Here is a 19,144-nt window from a genome sequence, read left to right on the forward strand (position 1 = left end):
GGACTATAACCCTCCCTTTTTTGAAACTCTAGGTGACTGTAAGTATCAGTCGTCTTCACGTAAACCTAAACCAAGATCATTTAGTTTAAGCTTAACTTCTTCTAAAGATTTACGTCCTAAGTTACGTACTTTCATCATATCCTCTTCAGATTTGTTTGTAAGCTCTTGAACAGTATTAATTCCAGCACGTTTTAAGCAATTATAAGATCGAACGGAAAGATCCAATTCTTCAATTGTCATTTCCATTACTTTTTCTTTTTGGTCTTCTTCTTTTTCAACCATAATTTCAGCATTTTGAGCTTCATCTGTTAGGCTAACAAAAATATTAAAATGCTCCGTAATTATTTTTGCAGCTAAAGAAATAGCTTCTTCTGGACGAATGCTTCCATTAGTTGAAATATCTAATGTTAACTTATCAAAGTTAGCGTCTTGTCCTACACGTGTGTTCTCAACTTGGTAAGATACACGTGATACAGGAGTGAAGATGGAGTCAATTGGAATTACACCAATTGCTTGATCATCACGTTTATTTTCTTCAGCTTGACGATAACCACGTCCAGTTTCTGCCGTAATTTTCATATGCAAGTTACCCTTACTGTTTAAGGTAGCTATATGAAGATCTGGATTTAAAACTTCCACATCACTATCATAAGTAAGATCCCGTGCAGTTACTTGTCCTTCACCTTGAACATCAAGTTCTAATGTTTTAGGTTCATCCGAATAGATTTTTAAAGCTAAGTTTTTTAGATTCAAAACTATTTGTGTTACATCCTCTACTACTCCATCAATCGCAGAAAACTCATGCATTGCTCCGTCGATTTGAACGGATGTAACTGCAGCACCTGGAAGTGAGGATAGAAGGATACGACGCAAGGAGTTTCCTAGAGTGGCACCATATCCACGCTCAAGCGGTTCAACCACGAATTTGCCGAATGTAGCATCATCACTAACTTCAACCGTTTCAATTTTTGGTTTTTCAATTTCGATCATTAAATAAAACCCTCCTTTAAAACGTCGAAACCCCGGCTAGACAAAAGTCTAACCGAAATTCCCCAAAGGCAGTTGGCGTTTCTGCACTACCTTATTATTTTACGTACTGGTTTATCATCGATGCTGTAATAGTGACCATAATCACCGACATTTTAGCTATCATAACCCATTATTGACAGGGTGACAAATTCTATACGGTAAAATTAAACACGACGACGTTTTGGTGGGCGACAACCGTTATGAGGAACTGGTGTTACATCTACAATTGCTGTAACTTCTAAACCAGCTGCTTGAAGTGAACGAATTGCAGCTTCACGTCCAGCTCCTGGACCTTTAACAGTTACTTCTAAGTTTTTCATTCCATTTTCAATTGCAGATTTAGCAGCAGTTTCAGCAGCCATTTGTGCAGCAAATGGAGTAGATTTACGAGAACCTTTAAAGCCTAATGCACCTGCAGAACTCCAGCCAATTGCGTTCCCTTGTTTGTCCGTAATAGTAACAATAGTGTTGTTAAACGTTGAACGAATATGTGCTACACCTGATTCAACATTCTTTTTCACACGACGTTTACGAGTATTTGTTTTACGTGCCATTTATGTGAACCTCCTTTACTTATTTTTTCTTATTAGCCATCGTTTTACGTGGGCCTTTACGAGTACGTGAATTATTCTTTGTATTTTGTCCACGAACTGGTAATCCTCGACGATGACGTAATCCTCTGTAAGAACCAATTTCCATTAGACGCTTAATGTTTAATGAAATTTCACGACGTAGATCACCCTCGATAGTATATGCATCTACAGCTTTACGAATATTTGCTAATTCGTCTTCTGTTAAATCACGCACACGAGTGTCTTCAGAAACGCCAGCCTCTTTAAGGATTTTCTGTGCAGTCTTTTTGCCGATTCCATAAATATATGTTAATGAAATTACTACACGTTTTTCACGTGGAATATCAATACCTGCAATACGTGCCATGTATGGATAGCACCTCCTTATTAACCTTGTTTTTGTTTATGCTTCGGATTTTCGCAAATGACCATTACTTTGCCTTTGCGTTTAATAACTTTACATTTTTCGCATATTGGTTTAACAGATGCTCTTACTTTCATAAGTTATTCCTCCTTTTATATGGAGAGTCTATTTATAACGGTACGTAATTCGTCCTCTTGTTAAATCATATGGAGAAAGTTCAACCGTCACTTTATCTCCTGGTAAAATACGAATAAAATGCATGCGAATTTTACCAGAAACGTGAGCCAATACAGTATGGCCATTTTCAAGCTCTACATTAAACATTGCATTAGGCAATGTCTCGGTCACGGTACCTTCGACTTCAATTACATCATCTTTCGCCATCGTGTAGATCTCCCTTCTCAAGTTCAGTCACAATCTCATTTATAAACTTTGATATGGCAAATCGCAATTTCCCATTTGTGACACGACCAGTTTCTAGAAGGCTGTTTTGGACTTCAGGAGAAACATAATCCGTCATCTCAATGTGATGCAGATTCTTTTTCTTTGGTCGATTTGTTTTGCGTTTCTCCCCATCTGCTAGCAAGACATAACGATCATCTACTTGTTCAATAACAATCATATACTGGCCTGCTTCACGTCCTTGCAAAACACGAACAACCTGACCTAACGCGCCCTTAGCACCTTCGTTCAACAAGATCACCTGCACTTAGGCTATAGTTTGTTTGTCACCAATAAAGGTAAATTATAAATAGTGTCACTTTATAAAAAAGGTGTACATGAGTTTTCCCAAACTATCATATTTATTATAACGATTACCAAAGAGAAATGCATCTGTTCGGTGAGAACCGTTAAATTTCGGAATTACTTTTCAAGGAATTCTTGAATATCTTGGAAGACTTTATCTATCTCTTGATCTCCATTTACTTTAACAAGATACCCTTCTGATTCATAAAAATCAAGTAATGGTTGAGTTTGCTCTATATTAACTGATAAACGTTTTTTGACCGTTTCAGCTGTGTCATCGTCCCGTTGAACTAAATGTGAACCATCTTTGTCACAAATCCCTTCAACTTTCGGAGGATTAAATAAAACATGATAAGCTGTTCCACAAGTTGGACAAATTCTACGACCAGTAAGACGCTCCACTAATTTTTCTTCCGGTACATCTACATGAATAACATGATCAAGTGATAAACCTAATTCACTTAGAAGTTGTTGCAAAGCCTCTGCCTGTGCAATTGTTCTTGGAAAACCATCCAGTAAAAAGCCGTTTTTACAATCGTCTTTACTTAAACGTTCTTTTACTATTCCAACTGTAACTTCATCGGGAACAAGCTCACCTTGATCCATGAATTCTTTAGCTCTTTTCCCGAGTTCTGTTCCTTCTTTAATAGCTAGACGAAACATATCCCCTGTAGATATATGAGGGATGTTATATTTATTATTAATTTTGTCTGCCTGTGTACCTTTACCTGCACCAGGTAAACCCATTAATATTAAGTTCATCGTTTTCCCCTCGCTCTTTGTTGGCAGCAGGAAATTACTTAATAAATCCCTTGTAGTGACGTTTCACTAACTGACCTTCTAATTGTTTCATCGTTTGTAACGCAACACCTACAACGATTAGTAAACTTGTGCCGCCAATTTGTACTGCGGTAGGTAGATTAGCAAGACTACCTAAAACCATAGGTAAGACAGCAACAACAGCTAAGAAAATAGAACCAACAAAAGTTAGTCTATTAATTACTCTTGTCAAATATGTCTCTGTATTCTTCCCGGGCCTAATACCAGGAATGTATCCACCTTGCTTTTGTAAGTTTTCTGCCATTTGCTCTGGATTCACTTGAACAAATGTATAGAAATATGAGAAAGCTATAATTAACGCAATATAGATTACCATACCAATAGGTTGTGTATAATCAAATATCTGTGTAATTGTTGCTGCAACCTTTCCATCAAAGAAACTAGCAATCGTACGTGGCGCAATAATAAATGCAACAGAAAATATTACAGGAATAACACCAGCTGCATTTACTTTTATTGGTAGATGAGTTGATTGGCCACCAACCGTAGAACGATTTACCATTTTTTTTGCATATTGGACTGGTATTTTTCTTAATGCCTCGTTAACAAAAATAACGCCAACTATTACGGCCAAAGCAACCAGGGCAATTAAAGCAACAATAACAATATTGATAAACAATTGATCACCAGGATTAATAAAATACTGGCTATACAACTGTGCCACACCATTTGGTACTGCCGCAACAATACCCGCAAAAATGATGATAGAGATCCCATTGCCAACACCATGTTCAGTAATCTGTTCTCCTACCCACATCAAGAATGCAGTACCAGCAGTTAAAACTATAGCAATTACTAAGAACTTCGCAAAGTTAGGATTTTCAATTAACATTCCTCCAGCTAATGCATTAAATCCTATAGACATTGCAATAGCCTGGATAAATGCTAGCACGATTGTGAAATATCGGGTGAATTGAGCAAGCTTTTTGCGTCCCATTTCACCTTGTTTTTTCCATTCAGTAAACTTAGGAACAATATCCATCTGCAATAATTGCATAATGATGGATGCAGTAATGTAAGGCATAATTCCCATTGCAAAAATGGAGAAGTTTTGTAAAGCCCCACCACCGAATGTATTTAGAAATCCAAATACATTTTGCTGATTGTTCATAAAGTCAATAGCATCATTGTTTGTAAATGGTACTGGTATAAATGTACCTAGACGGAAGACAATTAACATAAGTAGAGTGAAAATTATTTTCCGTCTGATATCAGCAACGCGCCATAAATTGGAGAATGTACGAAACATTAAATCACCTCAGTTTTACCGCCCGCTGCCTCAATTGCTTCCTTTGCAGAAGTAGAGAACTTATGAGCTTTTACTGTTAGATTCTTTTCGATAGCGCCTTTTCCAAGTACTTTAATACCTGCATTTAGTTTGCTTACGATACCTTCTTCTAGTAATAGCTCTGGAGTAATTTCTGTTCCTTCTTCAAAGCGATTTAAAGTTTCTAAATTAACTATTGTATATTCTTTACGATTAATATTAGTAAAACCACGTTTTGGTAAACGTTGAAATAAAGGCATTTGTCCACCTTCGAATCCTGGGCGAACACCGCCGCCAGAACGTGCTTTTTGACCTTTATGTCCTCTACCAGAAGTTTTACCATTTCCTGAAGAAGTTCCACGACCAACACGATTTCTGTCTTTACGTGATCCTTCAGTTGCTTTTAATTCATGTAGTTTCATGCGAGCACCTCCTCTTTACACTTATGTTATTAAACTTCTTTTACCGCTACAAGATGAGATACTCTATTGATCATACCGCGTACGGATGGAGTATCTTCAAGAACTACGGATTGACTAATCTTTTTAAGTCCTAATGCTTCAACAGTTTTAACCTGTTTTTCTTTTCTACCTATAACACTCCGTGTGAGGGTGATCTCTAATTTTTTAGACATAGTATTTCCCTCCTTATTATCCTAACAGTTCTTCTATGGACTTACCGCGCAATTTAGCAACATCTGCAGCACGTTTAAGTTGAGTTAAACCATCCATAGTAGCACGAATCATATTGATTGGTGTATTAGAGCCTAAGGATTTAGTTAAAATATCACCTACACCAGCTAACTCTAAGACCGCACGGACTGGGCCACCAGAGATAACTCCAGTACCTTCAAGTGCTGGCTTCATCAATACTTTACCAGAACCATATCTACCATATACTTCGTGTGGGATACTAGTTCCAACTAAAGGCACAGTGATTAAGTTTTTCTTAGCGTCATCGACTGCTTTTTTAATAGCTTCTGGTACTTCTTGAGCTTTACCTGTACCAAAACCTACATGACCGTTTTTATCTCCGACTACAACGATTGCCGCGAAACGCATACGACGTCCACCTTTTACAACTTTCGAAACACGGTTTACCGCAACAACACGTTCTTCAAGATCAAGTTTATTCGGATCGATACTTGTATTCATCCTAGATTTCCCTCCTTCTTCCTTTAGAATTCTAATCCTGCTTCACGAGCTGAATCAGCTAATGCTTTTACACGTCCATGATAAAGGTATCCTCCGCGATCAAATACAACAGATTTAAATCCTTTATCTTGAGCTCGTTTTGCAATTAGTTCTCCGACTACTTTAGCTGCATCGGTATTTGACGTAGATTCAAGATTAACTTCTTTATCTTTAGTAGAAGCACTTGCAACTGTTACTCCAGTCATATCATCTATTAATTGAGCATAGATATGCTTATTTGAGCGATAAACGTTTAAACGAGGACGTTCCATTGTACCAGCTAAATTTCTACGTACACGGTTATGTCTTCTTTTACGTATAACATTTTTGTCAGGTTTTGTGATCATTTACGTCACTCCTTTCTGCTCTTAACCTTTATTACTTAGCAGTTTTACCTTCTTTACGGCGTACATATTCACCAGCATAGCGAATACCTTTACCCTTGTATGGTTCAGGTGGTCTGATCGCTCTGATGTTAGCTGCAACAGCACCAACTAGTTGTTTATCAATACCTTTTACAACAACTTCGGTATTCTTCGGTACATCGATTTCGATTCCTTCGATTTTTTCGATTTCAACTGGGTGAGAATAACCTGCATTAATAACAACTTTATTTCCTTGTTTTTGAACACGGTAACCAACACCAATGATTTCAAGAGATTTCTCAAAACCTTTACTTACTCCTTCAACCATGTTAGCGATGTTGCTTCGAGTAGTACCGTGTAGTGTGCGATGTTCTTTATGATCACTTGGGCGTTCAACAGTAAGAACATTACCATCTATATTAATCTTCATATCATGATGTATATCTAGTGTCAAAGTTCCTTTAGGGCCTTTAACAGTAATTGTATTCCCATCTTGTTTTACTTCTACACCTTCAGGGATTTCAATTGGCTTAAGTCCTATACGAGACATTCATGGCACCTCCTCTAATTAAAAATATTAATTACCAAACATATGCTAATACTTCGCCGCCTACTGCTTGAGAACGTGCTTCTTTATCAGAAAGCACTCCTTTAGAAGTGGAGACAATAGCAATTCCAAGGCCGTTTAGTACGCGAGGTACTTCGCTAGCTTTAGCATATACACGTAATCCTGGCTTACTGATACGTTTAATACCAGTAATAACCTTTTCTTCATTTTGACCGTACTTAAGGAAAATACGTAGAACACCTTGTTTGTTATCTTCAATTACTTCATAATCTTTAACGAATCCTTCACGTTTAAGAATATCCGCTATTTCAGCTTTAATTTTTGAAGATGGTAGTTCTAATTTTTCATGTTTAACCATGTTTGCATTACGAATACGAGTAAGCATGTCTGCAATTGGATCTGTCATAGTCATTACTAAAATACCTCCTTCCCGAATCGGGGATTACCAACTTGCTTTTTTGACACCAGGAATTTGACCTTTATAGGCAAGTTCACGGAAACAAATACGGCAAAGTTTAAATTTACGAATTACTGAATGTGGACGACCGCAACGTTCACAACGTGTATATTCACGAACTTGATATTTTTGTGGACGTTTTTGTTTCGCAACCATTGATTTTTTAGCCACAATTTTCCCTCCTTGTGTTAGCTCTTTAGCTTATTTTTGGAAAGGCATGCCTAGCCCAGCCAAAAGTTCACGAGCTTCTTCGTCAGTGTTAGATGTTGTAACAATAACGATATCCATACCACGAACTTTATTTACCTTATCATAGTTAATTTCTGGGAAAATTAGTTGTTCTTTAACACCCAATGTATAGTTACCACGACCATCAAAAGCCTTTTTAGAGATTCCACGGAAGTCACGTACACGTGGAAGTGATACTGAAATAAGTTTTTGTAGGAATTCGTACATGCGTTCTCCGCGAAGTGTTACCTTAGCGCCGATAGGCATACCTTCACGTAGACGGAAACCAGCGATTGATTTCTTAGCACGAGTAATAAGTGGTTTTTGACCAGAAATTAGAGATAATTCCTCAACTGCACTATCTAATGCTTTAGAGTTTTGAACAGCGTCACCAACACCCATATTGATAACAATCTTTTCTACTTTAGGCACTTGCATTACTGAATTGTAATTAAATTTATTCATTAAAGATGGTACAATTTCATCTTTGTATTTTTCTTGTAATTGATTCATCATGTCGCCCTCCTTCCTGCAGCGAATTATTTATCTAAAACTTCACCGGATTTTTTAGCGATACGTACTTTTTTTCCATCACGTAATTCATATCCTACGCGAGTTGGTTCACCAGTCTTTGGATCGATTGGCATTACATTAGAAACATGGATAGGTGCTTCAATGTTTAAAATTCCACCTTGTGGATTTTCTTGAGAAGGTTTTGCGTGTTTTTTAATCATATTTACGCCTTCTACTAGTACACGTTCCTTTTTAGGGAATGCTTCTAATATTACGCCTTCTTTACCACGATCTTTACCAGACAATACTTTAACTTTATCACCTTTTTTTACATGCATGCTTTACGCACCTCCTTGACACTAAGTTTACGATCTTATAGAACTTCTGGAGCTAGAGATACGATTTTCATGAATTTAGCATCACGTAATTCACGTGCAACAGGTCCAAAGATACGAGTTCCTCTAGGACTTTTATCGTCACGTACAATTACTGCGGCATTTTCATCAAAACGAATATATGATCCATCTTTTCGGCGAGCACCAGATTTGCTACGTACGATAACAGCTTTTACTACGTCACCTTTTTTGACAACGCCGCCTGGTGTTGCCTGTTTTACTGAACAAACAACAATATCACCGATGTTAGCCGTTTTACGACCTGAGCCACCTAATACTTTAATGGTTAACAATTCACGAGCACCAGAGTTATCTGCAACTTTTAAACGAGTTTCTTGTTGAATCATAACACTGTGACCTCCCTTCGGATTTTTTTAAGATCCGACTTATTATATAATTACAGCTTCTTCCACAACTTCGACTAGACGGAAACGTTTAGTAGCTGAAAGTGGACGAGTTTCCATGATTTGAACGATATCTCCAACTTTAGCTTGGTTATTCTCATCATGTGCTTTAAATTTCTTAGAATATTTCACACGTTTACCATATAATTTATGGTTTTTATAAGTTTCTACTAATACTGTGATAGTTTTATCCATTTTATCGGATACAACACGACCAGTGTAAACTTTACGATTATTACGTTCAGACATTTGAGGCTAACCTCCTCTCAGTTAATCAGTTATTAACGTTTAATTCACGTTGGCGAATGACTGTTTTCATTCTTGCAATTGCTTTTCTTACTTCACGAATACGTGCTGTGTTTTCCAATTGTCCAGTTGCAAGTTGGAAACGTAAATTAAATAGTTCTTCTTTTAATGATTTTACTTTTTGTTCAATTTCGGCAGTGGTTAGATCTCTAATTTCATTAGCCTTCATTGTTTTCACCACCAATTTCTTCACGTTTTACAAATTTAGTTTTAATCGGTAGTTTATGAGAAGCAAGACGCAGTGCTTCACGTGCAACCTCTTCAGATACACCAGCGATTTCAAACATAATTTTTCCTGGCTTAACGATAGCCACCCATCCTTCAGGAGCACCTTTACCGGAACCCATACGTACTTCTAAAGGTTTTTTAGTATACGGTTTGTCTGGGAATATTTTAATCCAAACTTTACCGCCACGTTTCATATAACGAGTCATCGCAATACGAGCAGCCTCGATTTGACGACTTGTAATTCTAGCAGGTTCAACTGCTTGTAAACCATACTCACCAAACGCTACGGAAGTACCACCTTTAGCTTGGCCAGTTAATTTAGCACGATGTTGCTTACGATGTTTTACACGTTTAGGCATTAACATAATGCAATTGCCCCCTTCCTTTATTTTTCTTTTTTAGTTGGAAGGACTTCACCACGATAAATCCACACTTTAACACCTAGCTTACCATAAGTAGTGTCAGCTTCTGCAGTGCCATAGTCAATGTCAGCACGTAGAGTGTGTAATGGTACCGTTCCTTCACTATAATGTTCCGCACGAGCGATATCCGCTCCTCCAAGACGACCAGATACTTGTGTTTTAATTCCTAATGCGCCACCACGCATAGCACGTTGAATCGCTTGTTTTTGAGCACGACGGAATGAGATACGATTTTCTAATTGACGTGCAATATTATCAGCTACTAATTTAGCGTTAATATCAACTTTTTTAACTTCCACAATGTTGATGTGTACTCTTTTACCAGTTAGTGCATTTAAAGATTTACGTAGAGCTTCTACTTCAGATCCGCCTTTACCAATTACCATACCAGGTTTACCTGTATGAATAGTAATATTTACACGATTTGCCGCACGTTCGATTTCAATAGAAGAAACAGCAGCAATCTTTAGGCGATTTTCAAGATATTCTCTAATCTTGATATCTTCATGTAATAAGTCTGCATAGTCTTTTCCAGCATACCATTTTGATTCCCAGTCTTTAATAATTCCCACACGAAGACCGGTTGGATGTACTTTTTGACCCACTAACTATCCCTCCTTCTTTTCTGTTACAACCACTGTAATGTGGCTTGTGCGTTTATTTATTCTGCTTGCGCGTCCTTGTGCACGTGGACGGAAACGTTTCAATGTTGGACCTTCATTTACATAAGCTTCTGATACTACTAAGTTATCAGTGTCCATTTCATAGTTGTGTTCTGCATTAGCAATAGCAGATTTTAATACTTTTTCTACTACTGGAGAAGCACCACGTTGTGTATGTTTTAAAATCGCAACTGCTTCACCAACGTTTTTTCCTCGAATTAGATCAACAACTAAACGAACTTTACGAGGAGCAATACGAACTGTTTTTGCAACGGCTTTAGCTTGCATGCATTAACGCCTCCTCTCATTAACGTTTTGTTTTCCTATCATCGCCAGCATGCCCTTTATAAGTACGAGTTGGCACGAATTCACCTAATTTATGTCCGACCATATCTTCGGTAATGTATACAGGAACGTGTTTACGTCCATCATAAACTGCGATTGTATGACCGATAAATTGTGGGAAGATTGTTGAACGACGCGACCAAGTTTTAACAACTTGTTTTTTATCAGTTTCGTTCAATGTATCAATCTTTTTTAATAAATGGTCATCTGCAAAAGGTCCCTTTTTTAAACTACGACCCATGGATAAACCTCCTTCCGCAATTGAAAGACGGGTGATATTTCCCGTCTGTGATTTCGTTTATTTTTTACGTTTACGAACAATATATTTATCAGACGGTTTGTTACGTTTACGAGTTTTGTAACCAAGTGTTGGTTTGCCCCAAGGAGACATCGGTGATTTACGTCCGATTGGTGCACGTCCTTCACCACCACCATGTGGGTGATCATTCGGGTTCATTACAGATCCACGAACAGTTGGGCGTTTACCTAACCAGCGAGAACGTCCCGCTTTACCGACTCTAATCAATTCATGTTCGACATTTCCTACTTGACCAACAGTTGCGCGGCATGTACTTAAGATAAGACGAGATTCACCAGATGCTAAACGAACTAGTGTGTATTTACCTTCACGTCCTAGAATTTGAGCCTCAGTACCAGCCGAACGAGCAAGTTGACCACCGTTTCCTGGCTTCAATTCAACATTATGAATGATAGTACCAACGGGGATATTTTCTAAAGGAAGTGCATTACCAACTTTAATGTCAGCATTTTCTCCTGATTCAACCTCTTGGCCTACTTTAAGTCCTTTTGGTGCTAAAATATAACGTTTTTCTCCATCAACATAATGGATTAATGCAATATTAGCAGTACGGTTTGGATCATATTCAATCGTAGCAACACGTCCTGGTATTCCATCTTTGTTGCGTTTGAAGTCAATAACACGATATTGACGTTTATGTCCACCGCCTTGATGACGAACCGTTAATTTCCCTTGGTTATTACGACCACCACGTTTATATAACGGAGCTAGTAGGGATTTTTCTGGTTGGTCTGTTGTGATTTCTGCAAAATCAGAAACAGACATATTACGACGACCGTTAGAAGTCGGTCTGTATTTTTTAATCGCCATCTTGTTTCCCTCCTTCTCTTAATTTACTTATTAAGCTTCAAAGAAATCTAGTTCTTTACTATCTTCTGATAGTTGAACGATAGCTTTCTTACGATTTGGGCGAAATCCGCCATAACGTCCCATACGTTTAAACTTACCTTTAAGGTTTAATGTGTTAACTTTAATTACTTTGACACCAAAGATAGATTCTACGGCATCTTTAATTTCAGTTTTATTTGCTTTAGTGGATACTTCAAAAGTGTATTTTTTTTCTCCCATTAAATCTGCGGAATGCTCTGTAATGACAGGGCGCTTAATAATATCACGTGGATCTTTCATTATGCAAGCACCTCCCCTGCTTTAACAGCTGCATCTTTAGTTAAGATTAGCTTGTCATGCGTAAGCAAGTCTAAAACATTTAATTCTTCTACTGTTAATACCTTAACAGATTGTAGGTTATTTGCTGAACGAGCAACAACTTCATCTCTATTATCAGTAACGATTAAAGCTTTATCTGCTACTTTTAATGCTTCTAACATGTTAACAACTTCTTTTGTTTTAGGGGCTTCAATAGAGATACCGTCTAAAACTACTAAGTTATCTTCTTTAACCTTAGAAGATAATGCAGATCTAAGAGCTAAACGACGAACCTTTTTCGGTAGTTTATAGCTATAGCTACGTGGTGTAGGTCCGAAAACAGTTCCACCGCCTACCCATTGAGGAGATCGAATTGATCCTTGACGAGCACGTCCAGTTCCTTTTTGACGCCACGGTTTACGTCCACCGCCGCTAACTTCTGAACGATTTTTAACTTTATGAGTTCCTTGACGTAAAGAAGCTCTTTGCATTACAACTGCTTCGTGTAATACATGAGTATTAGGTTCAATACCGAACACCGCATCGTTTAATTCAACTTCTCCTGCATTACTTCCATCTTGATTAAATAGTGCTACTTTAGGCATGACATATCCTCCCTTCGTCTGTAATTAGTTACCTTTTATCGCACTTGTGATTTTAACGTAAGATTTTTTCGCACCTGGAACATTACCTTTAATTAATAGTAGATTTTTTTCAGCATCTACACTAACAATTTCAAGGTTTTGGATTGTAACTTTTTCAGATCCCATATGTCCTGGTAGTTTTTTACCTTTAAATACACGCATAGCATCAATCGCACCCATAGAACCTGGTCCTCTGTGATAGTGCGAACCGTGTCCCATTGGTCCACGTTGTTGTCCGTGACGTTTAATTGAACCTTGGAATCCTTTACCTTTAGAAGTTCCTGTTACATCCACTTTTTCTCCAGCTTCGAAAACATCAACCTTAATTTCTTGACCTATTTCATAATCGTCAAGATTTGCGTTACGGAATTCACGAACGTAGCGCTTAGGGGCTGTATTTGCTTTTTCAGCATGACCTACTTCTGGTTTTTTTGTGCGAGATTGTTTTTTATCTGCAAAACCGATTTGTAGAGCCTCATAGCCGTCGTTTTCTAATGATTTCTTTTGTAAAACTACGTTTGGCTCAGCTTGAATAACAGTAACTGGTACTAATTCACCATTTTCCGTAAATAGTTGAGTCATGCCAATTTTACGACCTAAGATTCCTTTCGTCATCCGTTACACCTCCTATAATTAAACTTAGTTTTATAATTTAATTTCAATGTCCACACCAGACGGTAAGTCAAGTCTCATTAATGAATCAACCGTTTTTGGTGTTGGATCAACAATATCGATTAGACGTTTATGTGTACGCATTTCGAATTGTTCACGTGAATCCTTATATTTATGAACCGCACGTAAGACTGTATAAACTGATTTTTCTGTAGGCAATGGAATCGGTCCAGATACATTCGCTCCAGAACGTTTTGCTGTGTCTACGATTTTTTCAGCAGATTGATCTAATACACGGTGATCATATGCCTTTAAACGGATTCTGATTTTCTCTTTTGCCATTATTTTCCCTCCTTTACGCCCATATCATAACAGACATTCTCCGTGAAAATTCCTTGACAGCCAGCCATGGCAAAGGGGCCGGGCGTGCCAACAACCTCTCACATCATCACTTTATATGACCAACATTAATAGTATATCAAAAGCGATTGGCCAATGCAACCATTACTTTTAGGCTTTTTTTCGGTCACACATCTAGGTATTATACATACTCATATCAACAATTGCAAGTGATTATGGGATTTTTTTAATTTCGGAAACAAAATGCAGCATGATATTTCCTCCCAATGATAAATGGTATAAAAAAACAGGTAACGCAATTATTGCGTCACCTGTTTCAAAATAAGCATTTATTTAATGATTGTTGTTACAACACCTGATCCAACAGTACGTCCACCTTCACGGATAGAGAAGCGAGTACCTTCTTCAATAGCGATTGGAGAGATAAGCTCAACTGTCATTTCAGTGTTATCTCCAGGCATTACCATTTCAGTTCCTTCAGGAAGATTAATAACTCCTGTTACGTCAGTTGTACGGAAGTAGAACTGAGGACGGTAGTTAGAGAAGAATGGAGTGTGACGTCCACCTTCGTCTTTTGACAAAACATAAACTTCAGCTTTGAAGTTAGTATGTGGAGTGATTGAGCCTGGTTTAGCAAGCACTTGTCCACGGTTGATATCTTCACGAGCAACACCACGAAGTAGCGCACCGATGTTGTCACCAGCTTCAGCATAGTCAAGAAGCTTACGGAACATTTCAACACCAGTTACTGTAGTTTTGCTAGACTCTTCGTTAAGACCGATGATTTCAACTTCGTCCCCAACTTTAACTTGTCCACGTTCAACACGACCAGTTGCAACAGTACCACGACCAGTGATTGAGAATACATCCTCTACTGGCATCATGAACGGTTTGTCGTTGTCACGTTCTGGAGTTGGAACATATTCATCAACTGCGGCCATTAGGTCTACAATTGCTTGTTCGTATTTTTCGTCACCTTCAAGTGCTTTTAGCGCAGAACCGCTAATAACTGGTACATCATCACCAGGGAAGTCATATTCAGATAATAAATCACGAACTTCCATTTCTACTAATTCTAGTAATTCTTCATCGTCTACCATATCAACTTTGTTTAAGAATACAACGATTGAAGGTACACCTACGTTACGAGAAAGTAGGATATGCTCACGAGTTTGTGGCATTGGACCATCAGCAGCAGATACTACTAAGATAGCTCCGTCCATTTGTGCAGCACCAGTGATCATGTTTTTAACATAGTCAGCGTGACCTGGGCAGTCTACGTGTGCATAGTGACGAGTTTCAGTTTCATATTCAACGTGAGAAGTTGCAATTGTAATTCCACGTTCTTTTTCTTCTGGAGCACCATCAATTTGATCGTACGCCATAGCAGTACCAGATCCGTTTTTCTTATTCATTACTGTTGTAATCGCAGCAGTTAAAGTAGTTTTACCATGGTCAACGTGTCCAATTGTACCAACGTTAACGTGACTTTTAGAGCGGTCAAATTTTTCTTTAGCCATTTATAGTTCCTCCTTTAAGTAACAAAAATTATATTTTAAATTTTTATGTGTAACTAAGAAATAATAATTAAACTATTATTTCTTAGCCTTCATACATTTGTTATACGTTACATCTACAAAAAAATCAATTATTCTCCTGCATTTTTCTTAATAATTTCTTCAGCAATTGATTTTGGAACTTCTTCAAAGTGATCAAAATGCATTGAATATGTTCCGCGTCCTTGTGTATTAGAACGTAGAGCTGTAGCATAACCAAACATTTCAGATAATGGTACAAACGCTTTGATAATTTGTGCATTACCGCGAGCTTCCATACCCTCTACACGTCCACGGCGTGATGTAACATCACCCATAATGTCTCCCATGTATTCTTCTGGAATAGTAATTTCTACTTTTTCAATTGGCTCTAGAATAACAGGGTTACATTTGTTTTTGGCAGCTTTAAGTGCCATAGATGCAGCAACCTTAAACGCCATTTCGTTAGAGTCAACATCATGGTAGCTACCATCATATAGTGTAGCTTTTACGTCAATTAATGGATAACCAGCTAATACCCCATTTTCCATTGCTTCTTCAACACCTTGTTGAACAGCTGGAATGTATTCACGAGGTACAACCCCACCAACAATGTTGTTAACAAATTCAAAGCCAGCGCCTTCTTCATTTGGTTCAAATTTGATCCAAACGTGACCGTATTGTCCACGTCCACCAGACTGACGTACGAATTTACCTTCAACTTCAGCCGCTGCTCGGAATGTTTCACGATATGCAACTTGTGGGGCACCAACATTTGCTTCAACTTTGAATTCACGTTTTAAACGGTCAACAATAATATCTAGATGTAGTTCACCCATACCAGAGATGATTGTTTGACCAGTTTCTGGGTTTGTTTCAGTTCTGAATGTTGGATCTTCTTCAGCAAGTTTACCTAAAGCAATACCCATTTTATCTTGGTCAGCTTTTGTCTTAGGCTCAATAGCTACTGAAATAACTGGTTCTGGGAATTCCATGGATTCCAAGATTACTAAGTTCTTTTCATCACATAATGTATCCCCAGTTGCTGTGTCTTTCAAACCAACTGCTGCAGCGATTTCTCCAGAATAAACTGTTGAAATTTCCTCACGGTGGTTTGCATGCATTTGTAGAATACGTCCAACACGTTCACGTTTATCCTTCACAGAGTTCTTCACATAAGAACCAGAATCTAATGTTCCGGAATATACACGGAAGAATGTAAGTTTACCAACGTACGGGTCAGTCATTACTTTAAATGCAAGTGCAGAAAATGGTTCACTATCATCTGATGGGCGAGTTACTTTTTCTTCAGTTCCTGGAATGATACCTTCGATTGGAGGAATATCCGTTGGAGCTGGAAGATAATCAATAACTCCGTCCAACATCAATTGAACACCTTTATTTTTAAATGCTGATCCACAAAATACTGGATAGAATTCAACATTCAAAGTAGCTTTACGAATAGCGGTTTTTAACTCATCGATACTGATTTCTTCACCTTCAAGATATTTTATCATTAGGTCTTCATCAGATTCTGCTACCGCCTCAATAAGATTAGCTCGTAATTCTTCAGCTTGATCTCTTAATTCTTCAGGAATTTCACGAGATTCATCAGTAGTACCTAAGTCATCTAGGTAATAATGAGCTTCCATGTTGATTAGGTCGATGATTCCCTCGAATTGATCTTCAGCACCGATTGGTAACTGAACTGGGTGTGCGTTAGCACCTAGACGGTCTTTCAAAGTCTTTGTAGAATATAAGAAATCCGCACCAGTTTTATCCATTTTATTAATGAATACTATTCTTGGTACACCGTATGTTGTAGCTTGGCGCCAAACTGTTTCTGTTTGAGGTTCTACACCAGATTGTGCATCAAGTACTGTAACCGCACCATCAAGCACACGTAATGAACGTTCAACTTCAACTGTGAAGTCTACGTGACCAGGTGTGTCGATAATGTTAATGCGGTGACCTTTCCACTGAGCTGTTGTTGCAGCAGAAGTAATCGTAATACCACGTTCTTGCTCCTGCTCCATCCAGTCCATTTGCGAAGCACCTTCATGTGTTTCACCAATTTTATGAATACGTCCTGTATAGAAAAGAATACGTTCGGTAGTTGTTGTTTTACCGGCATCAATGTGTGCCATAATACCGATATTACGCGTCTTTTCCAAGGAGAACTCTCTAGCCATGTATTTCTCTCCTTTCTATTACAAACTAACTAATGTTCGTATACTATTACCAACGGTAGTGAGCAAATGCTTTGTTAGCTTCAGCCATTTTATGCATTTCTTCACGTTTCTTAACAGATGCACCTGTATTATTAGAAGCATCTAGAATTTCATTAGCAAGACGTTCTTCCATAGTTTTTTCTCCACGAAGACGTGAATAGTTTACTAGGTAACGTAATCCTAATGCTTGACGTCTCTCAGGACGCACCTCAACTGGTACTTGGTAGTTTGAACCACCAACACGACGAGCGCGAACTTCAAGTACAGGCATTACATTCTTCATTGCCTGTTCAAACACTTCCATTGGATTTTGTCCACTTCTCTCTTGAACAAGCTCAAATGCTTTATAAAGGATTTTTTGAGCTTTACCACGTTTACCATCAACCATGATTTGGTTAATTAAACGTGTAACTAATTTTGAATTGTATAGCGGATCTGGCAATACATCACGTTTTGGTACTGGACCTTTACGAGGCATATGACATCCTCCTTTCACTTAATGTTGATTTGAAATTAATTATTTTTTCGCTTTTGGCTTTTTAGTTCCGTATTTAGAACGACTTTGCATACGTCCTTCTACACCTGCAGTGTCAAGCGCACCACGAACAATATGGTAACGTACCCCTGGTAAGTCTTTAACACGACCTCCACGGATTAATACAACACTGTGTTCTTGTAGGTTATGGCCAATCCCTGGGATGTACGCAGTTACTTCCATGTTGTTTGATAAACGTACACGTGCATATTTACGTAATGCAGAGTTTGGTTTTTTAGGAGTTAGTGTACCAACACGAGTACAAACACCACGTTTTTGTGGAGAATTTACATCAGTTAATGATTTTTTAAAGCTGTTGTAACCTTTGTTAAGTGCTGGAGAGTCAGAAGCTTTAGATTTACTAACTCGACCTTTGCGTACAAGTTGGTTAATTGTAGGCATTTTTGTTTTCCTCCCTTCCTTGTTTAATACTGTAATATAATTGCAGTAACTAGATAGTTTTTCGGCATTTGTAATCCCACACATCCAGGCGGTTCATTTTATAGTAAAAAAATCCAGAGGCTTGACCTCTTAATTAATTACCTTTACCGCAACTACAGACGCATCAACTTCAATGCCACATACGACACCCAACTTCCTTTTGGAATCGACTGACTTACGTGGTATATCAAGTTCATCCGCTAAACTAGCTACTTTTTGCGTTATATGCTCATCAGCATCATTAGCAATAAACACTTCACTTACTTCGCCATTTTTCATAGCTTTCAGTGTTTGTTTAGTCCCAATTATTAGACGTGATTTGACTTGTGTTACTTTATCATAAGACATCTATCATCGTATCCTCCAAAGCAACAAGAATAATCGGAAGCACCTTGAATATAGTACCATTCTACTTT

Annotated in this window: 34 protein-coding genes; all 34 read right to left on the bottom strand. The window is 38.0% G+C overall.

The window, feature by feature from the left end:
* Nucleotides 1–45: 45 nt before the first annotated feature.
* Nucleotides 46–990: a DNA-directed RNA polymerase subunit alpha gene (locus tag ACFQ18_RS13165; protein WP_047185878.1), complete on the bottom strand. Its 945-nt coding sequence runs from the start codon at nt 988–990 to the stop codon at nt 46–48.
* Nucleotides 991–1,193: 203 nt separating this feature from the next.
* Nucleotides 1,194–1,583: a 30S ribosomal protein S11 gene (gene rpsK, locus ACFQ18_RS13170; protein WP_047185879.1), complete on the bottom strand. Its 390-nt coding sequence runs from the start codon at nt 1,581–1,583 to the stop codon at nt 1,194–1,196.
* A 19-nt stretch (nt 1,584–1,602) separates the two neighbouring features.
* On the bottom strand, nt 1,603–1,968 hold the full coding sequence (rpsM, locus tag ACFQ18_RS13175; protein WP_047185880.1) for a 30S ribosomal protein S13: 366 nt from the start codon (nt 1,966–1,968) through the stop codon (nt 1,603–1,605).
* 20 nt (nt 1,969–1,988) lie between these two features.
* A complete protein-coding gene (rpmJ, locus tag ACFQ18_RS13180; protein ID WP_010095733.1) occupies nt 1,989–2,102 on the bottom strand; it encodes a 50S ribosomal protein L36 in 114 nt (37 codons plus the stop codon).
* 28 nt (nt 2,103–2,130) lie between these two features.
* Complete coding sequence (gene infA / locus ACFQ18_RS13185; protein WP_010095735.1) at nt 2,131–2,349, bottom strand: translation initiation factor IF-1; 219 nt, start codon at nt 2,347–2,349, stop codon at nt 2,131–2,133.
* Complete coding sequence (locus tag ACFQ18_RS13190; RefSeq protein WP_047185881.1) at nt 2,336–2,659, bottom strand: KOW domain-containing RNA-binding protein; 324 nt, start codon at nt 2,657–2,659, stop codon at nt 2,336–2,338. The genes infA and ACFQ18_RS13190 overlap by 14 nt, the downstream gene beginning before the upstream one ends.
* A 170-nt stretch (nt 2,660–2,829) precedes the next feature.
* Nucleotides 2,830–3,474 carry an adenylate kinase gene (locus ACFQ18_RS13195; protein ID WP_047185882.1) on the bottom strand — a complete coding sequence of 215 codons (645 nt, stop codon included), beginning with the start codon at nt 3,472–3,474 and terminating at the stop codon, nt 2,830–2,832.
* Nucleotides 3,475–3,508: 34 nt separating this feature from the next.
* Complete coding sequence (secY, locus tag ACFQ18_RS13200) at nt 3,509–4,801, bottom strand: preprotein translocase subunit SecY (protein WP_060668145.1); 1,293 nt, start codon at nt 4,799–4,801, stop codon at nt 3,509–3,511.
* Nucleotides 4,801–5,241 (bottom strand): 50S ribosomal protein L15, encoded by a 441-nt coding sequence (gene rplO / locus ACFQ18_RS13205; protein WP_047185884.1) that lies wholly within the window; start codon nt 5,239–5,241, stop codon nt 4,801–4,803. The genes secY and rplO overlap by 1 nt, the downstream gene beginning before the upstream one ends.
* Before the next feature lie 29 nt (nt 5,242–5,270).
* Entirely contained in the window at nt 5,271–5,453 is a 183-nt protein-coding gene (gene rpmD, locus ACFQ18_RS13210; protein WP_047185885.1) for a 50S ribosomal protein L30, read from the bottom strand.
* A 16-nt stretch (nt 5,454–5,469) separates the two neighbouring features.
* A complete protein-coding gene (rpsE, locus tag ACFQ18_RS13215) occupies nt 5,470–5,973 on the bottom strand; it encodes a 30S ribosomal protein S5 (protein ID WP_047185886.1) in 504 nt (167 codons plus the stop codon).
* A 23-nt stretch (nt 5,974–5,996) separates the two neighbouring features.
* Complete coding sequence (gene rplR, locus ACFQ18_RS13220; RefSeq protein WP_047185887.1) at nt 5,997–6,359, bottom strand: 50S ribosomal protein L18; 363 nt, start codon at nt 6,357–6,359, stop codon at nt 5,997–5,999.
* A gap of 31 nt (nt 6,360–6,390) precedes the next feature.
* Nucleotides 6,391–6,927, bottom strand: a complete 537-nt coding sequence (rplF, locus tag ACFQ18_RS13225) for a 50S ribosomal protein L6 (protein ID WP_047185888.1) — start codon at nt 6,925–6,927, stop codon at nt 6,391–6,393.
* Between the two features lie 31 nt (nt 6,928–6,958).
* The gene (gene rpsH, locus ACFQ18_RS13230) at nt 6,959–7,357 is read right to left on the bottom strand and encodes a 30S ribosomal protein S8 (protein ID WP_047185889.1); all 399 of its coding nucleotides are present in this window, start codon (nt 7,355–7,357) and stop codon (nt 6,959–6,961) included.
* A 30-nt stretch (nt 7,358–7,387) separates the two neighbouring features.
* Nucleotides 7,388–7,573, bottom strand: coding sequence for a type Z 30S ribosomal protein S14 (locus tag ACFQ18_RS13235; RefSeq protein ID WP_047185890.1), 186 nt, complete (start codon nt 7,571–7,573; stop codon nt 7,388–7,390).
* A 30-nt stretch (nt 7,574–7,603) separates the two neighbouring features.
* Nucleotides 7,604–8,143: a 50S ribosomal protein L5 gene (gene rplE, locus ACFQ18_RS13240; RefSeq protein ID WP_047185891.1), complete on the bottom strand. Its 540-nt coding sequence runs from the start codon at nt 8,141–8,143 to the stop codon at nt 7,604–7,606.
* A gap of 26 nt (nt 8,144–8,169) precedes the next feature.
* On the bottom strand, nt 8,170–8,481 hold the full coding sequence (rplX, locus tag ACFQ18_RS13245; protein WP_060668146.1) for a 50S ribosomal protein L24: 312 nt from the start codon (nt 8,479–8,481) through the stop codon (nt 8,170–8,172).
* Nucleotides 8,482–8,516: 35 nt separating this feature from the next.
* Nucleotides 8,517–8,885 carry a 50S ribosomal protein L14 gene (rplN, locus tag ACFQ18_RS13250; protein WP_047185893.1) on the bottom strand — a complete coding sequence of 123 codons (369 nt, stop codon included), beginning with the start codon at nt 8,883–8,885 and terminating at the stop codon, nt 8,517–8,519.
* 42 nt (nt 8,886–8,927) lie between these two features.
* Nucleotides 8,928–9,191: a 30S ribosomal protein S17 gene (gene rpsQ, locus ACFQ18_RS13255; protein WP_047185894.1), complete on the bottom strand. Its 264-nt coding sequence runs from the start codon at nt 9,189–9,191 to the stop codon at nt 8,928–8,930.
* A gap of 25 nt (nt 9,192–9,216) precedes the next feature.
* The gene (gene rpmC, locus ACFQ18_RS13260) at nt 9,217–9,417 is read right to left on the bottom strand and encodes a 50S ribosomal protein L29 (RefSeq protein WP_047185895.1); all 201 of its coding nucleotides are present in this window, start codon (nt 9,415–9,417) and stop codon (nt 9,217–9,219) included.
* The gene (gene rplP / locus ACFQ18_RS13265; RefSeq protein ID WP_047185896.1) at nt 9,407–9,841 is read right to left on the bottom strand and encodes a 50S ribosomal protein L16; all 435 of its coding nucleotides are present in this window, start codon (nt 9,839–9,841) and stop codon (nt 9,407–9,409) included. Before rplP ends, rpmC begins: the two co-directional genes overlap by 11 nt.
* 20 nt (nt 9,842–9,861) lie before the next feature.
* Nucleotides 9,862–10,503 (bottom strand): 30S ribosomal protein S3, encoded by a 642-nt coding sequence (gene rpsC / locus ACFQ18_RS13270; protein ID WP_047185897.1) that lies wholly within the window; start codon nt 10,501–10,503, stop codon nt 9,862–9,864.
* 3 nt (nt 10,504–10,506) lie between these two features.
* Entirely contained in the window at nt 10,507–10,848 is a 342-nt protein-coding gene (rplV, locus tag ACFQ18_RS13275) for a 50S ribosomal protein L22 (RefSeq protein ID WP_047185898.1), read from the bottom strand.
* 19 nt (nt 10,849–10,867) lie between these two features.
* Complete coding sequence (gene rpsS, locus ACFQ18_RS13280) at nt 10,868–11,146, bottom strand: 30S ribosomal protein S19 (protein WP_060668147.1); 279 nt, start codon at nt 11,144–11,146, stop codon at nt 10,868–10,870.
* Between the two features lie 57 nt (nt 11,147–11,203).
* Entirely contained in the window at nt 11,204–12,034 is an 831-nt protein-coding gene (gene rplB, locus ACFQ18_RS13285) for a 50S ribosomal protein L2 (protein ID WP_047185900.1), read from the bottom strand.
* 30 nt (nt 12,035–12,064) lie between these two features.
* Nucleotides 12,065–12,352 (bottom strand): 50S ribosomal protein L23, encoded by a 288-nt coding sequence (gene rplW / locus ACFQ18_RS13290; protein WP_047185901.1) that lies wholly within the window; start codon nt 12,350–12,352, stop codon nt 12,065–12,067.
* Nucleotides 12,352–12,975: a 50S ribosomal protein L4 gene (gene rplD, locus ACFQ18_RS13295; RefSeq protein ID WP_047185902.1), complete on the bottom strand. Its 624-nt coding sequence runs from the start codon at nt 12,973–12,975 to the stop codon at nt 12,352–12,354. Before rplD ends, rplW begins: the two co-directional genes overlap by 1 nt.
* Before the next feature lie 24 nt (nt 12,976–12,999).
* Complete coding sequence (rplC, locus tag ACFQ18_RS13300; protein WP_047185903.1) at nt 13,000–13,629, bottom strand: 50S ribosomal protein L3; 630 nt, start codon at nt 13,627–13,629, stop codon at nt 13,000–13,002.
* 30 nt (nt 13,630–13,659) lie between these two features.
* On the bottom strand, nt 13,660–13,968 hold the full coding sequence (gene rpsJ, locus ACFQ18_RS13305; protein WP_047185904.1) for a 30S ribosomal protein S10: 309 nt from the start codon (nt 13,966–13,968) through the stop codon (nt 13,660–13,662).
* A 347-nt stretch (nt 13,969–14,315) separates the two neighbouring features.
* Nucleotides 14,316–15,506, bottom strand: coding sequence for an elongation factor Tu (gene tuf, locus ACFQ18_RS13310; RefSeq protein ID WP_047185905.1), 1,191 nt, complete (start codon nt 15,504–15,506; stop codon nt 14,316–14,318).
* 128 nt (nt 15,507–15,634) lie between these two features.
* Complete coding sequence (fusA, locus tag ACFQ18_RS13315) at nt 15,635–17,713, bottom strand: elongation factor G (RefSeq protein ID WP_060668149.1); 2,079 nt, start codon at nt 17,711–17,713, stop codon at nt 15,635–15,637.
* Nucleotides 17,714–17,759: 46 nt separating this feature from the next.
* Complete coding sequence (rpsG, locus tag ACFQ18_RS13320; protein ID WP_047185907.1) at nt 17,760–18,230, bottom strand: 30S ribosomal protein S7; 471 nt, start codon at nt 18,228–18,230, stop codon at nt 17,760–17,762.
* 39 nt (nt 18,231–18,269) lie between these two features.
* A complete protein-coding gene (rpsL, locus tag ACFQ18_RS13325) occupies nt 18,270–18,689 on the bottom strand; it encodes a 30S ribosomal protein S12 (RefSeq protein WP_047185908.1) in 420 nt (139 codons plus the stop codon).
* Between the two features lie 129 nt (nt 18,690–18,818).
* Nucleotides 18,819–19,076, bottom strand: a complete 258-nt coding sequence (locus ACFQ18_RS13330) for a ribosomal L7Ae/L30e/S12e/Gadd45 family protein (RefSeq protein WP_047185909.1) — start codon at nt 19,074–19,076, stop codon at nt 18,819–18,821.
* Nucleotides 19,077–19,144 lie beyond the last annotated feature (68 nt).

This window comes from Oceanobacillus caeni (assembly GCF_042678465.1).
Taxonomy (GTDB): domain Bacteria; phylum Bacillota; class Bacilli; order Bacillales; family Amphibacillaceae; genus Oceanobacillus; species Oceanobacillus caeni.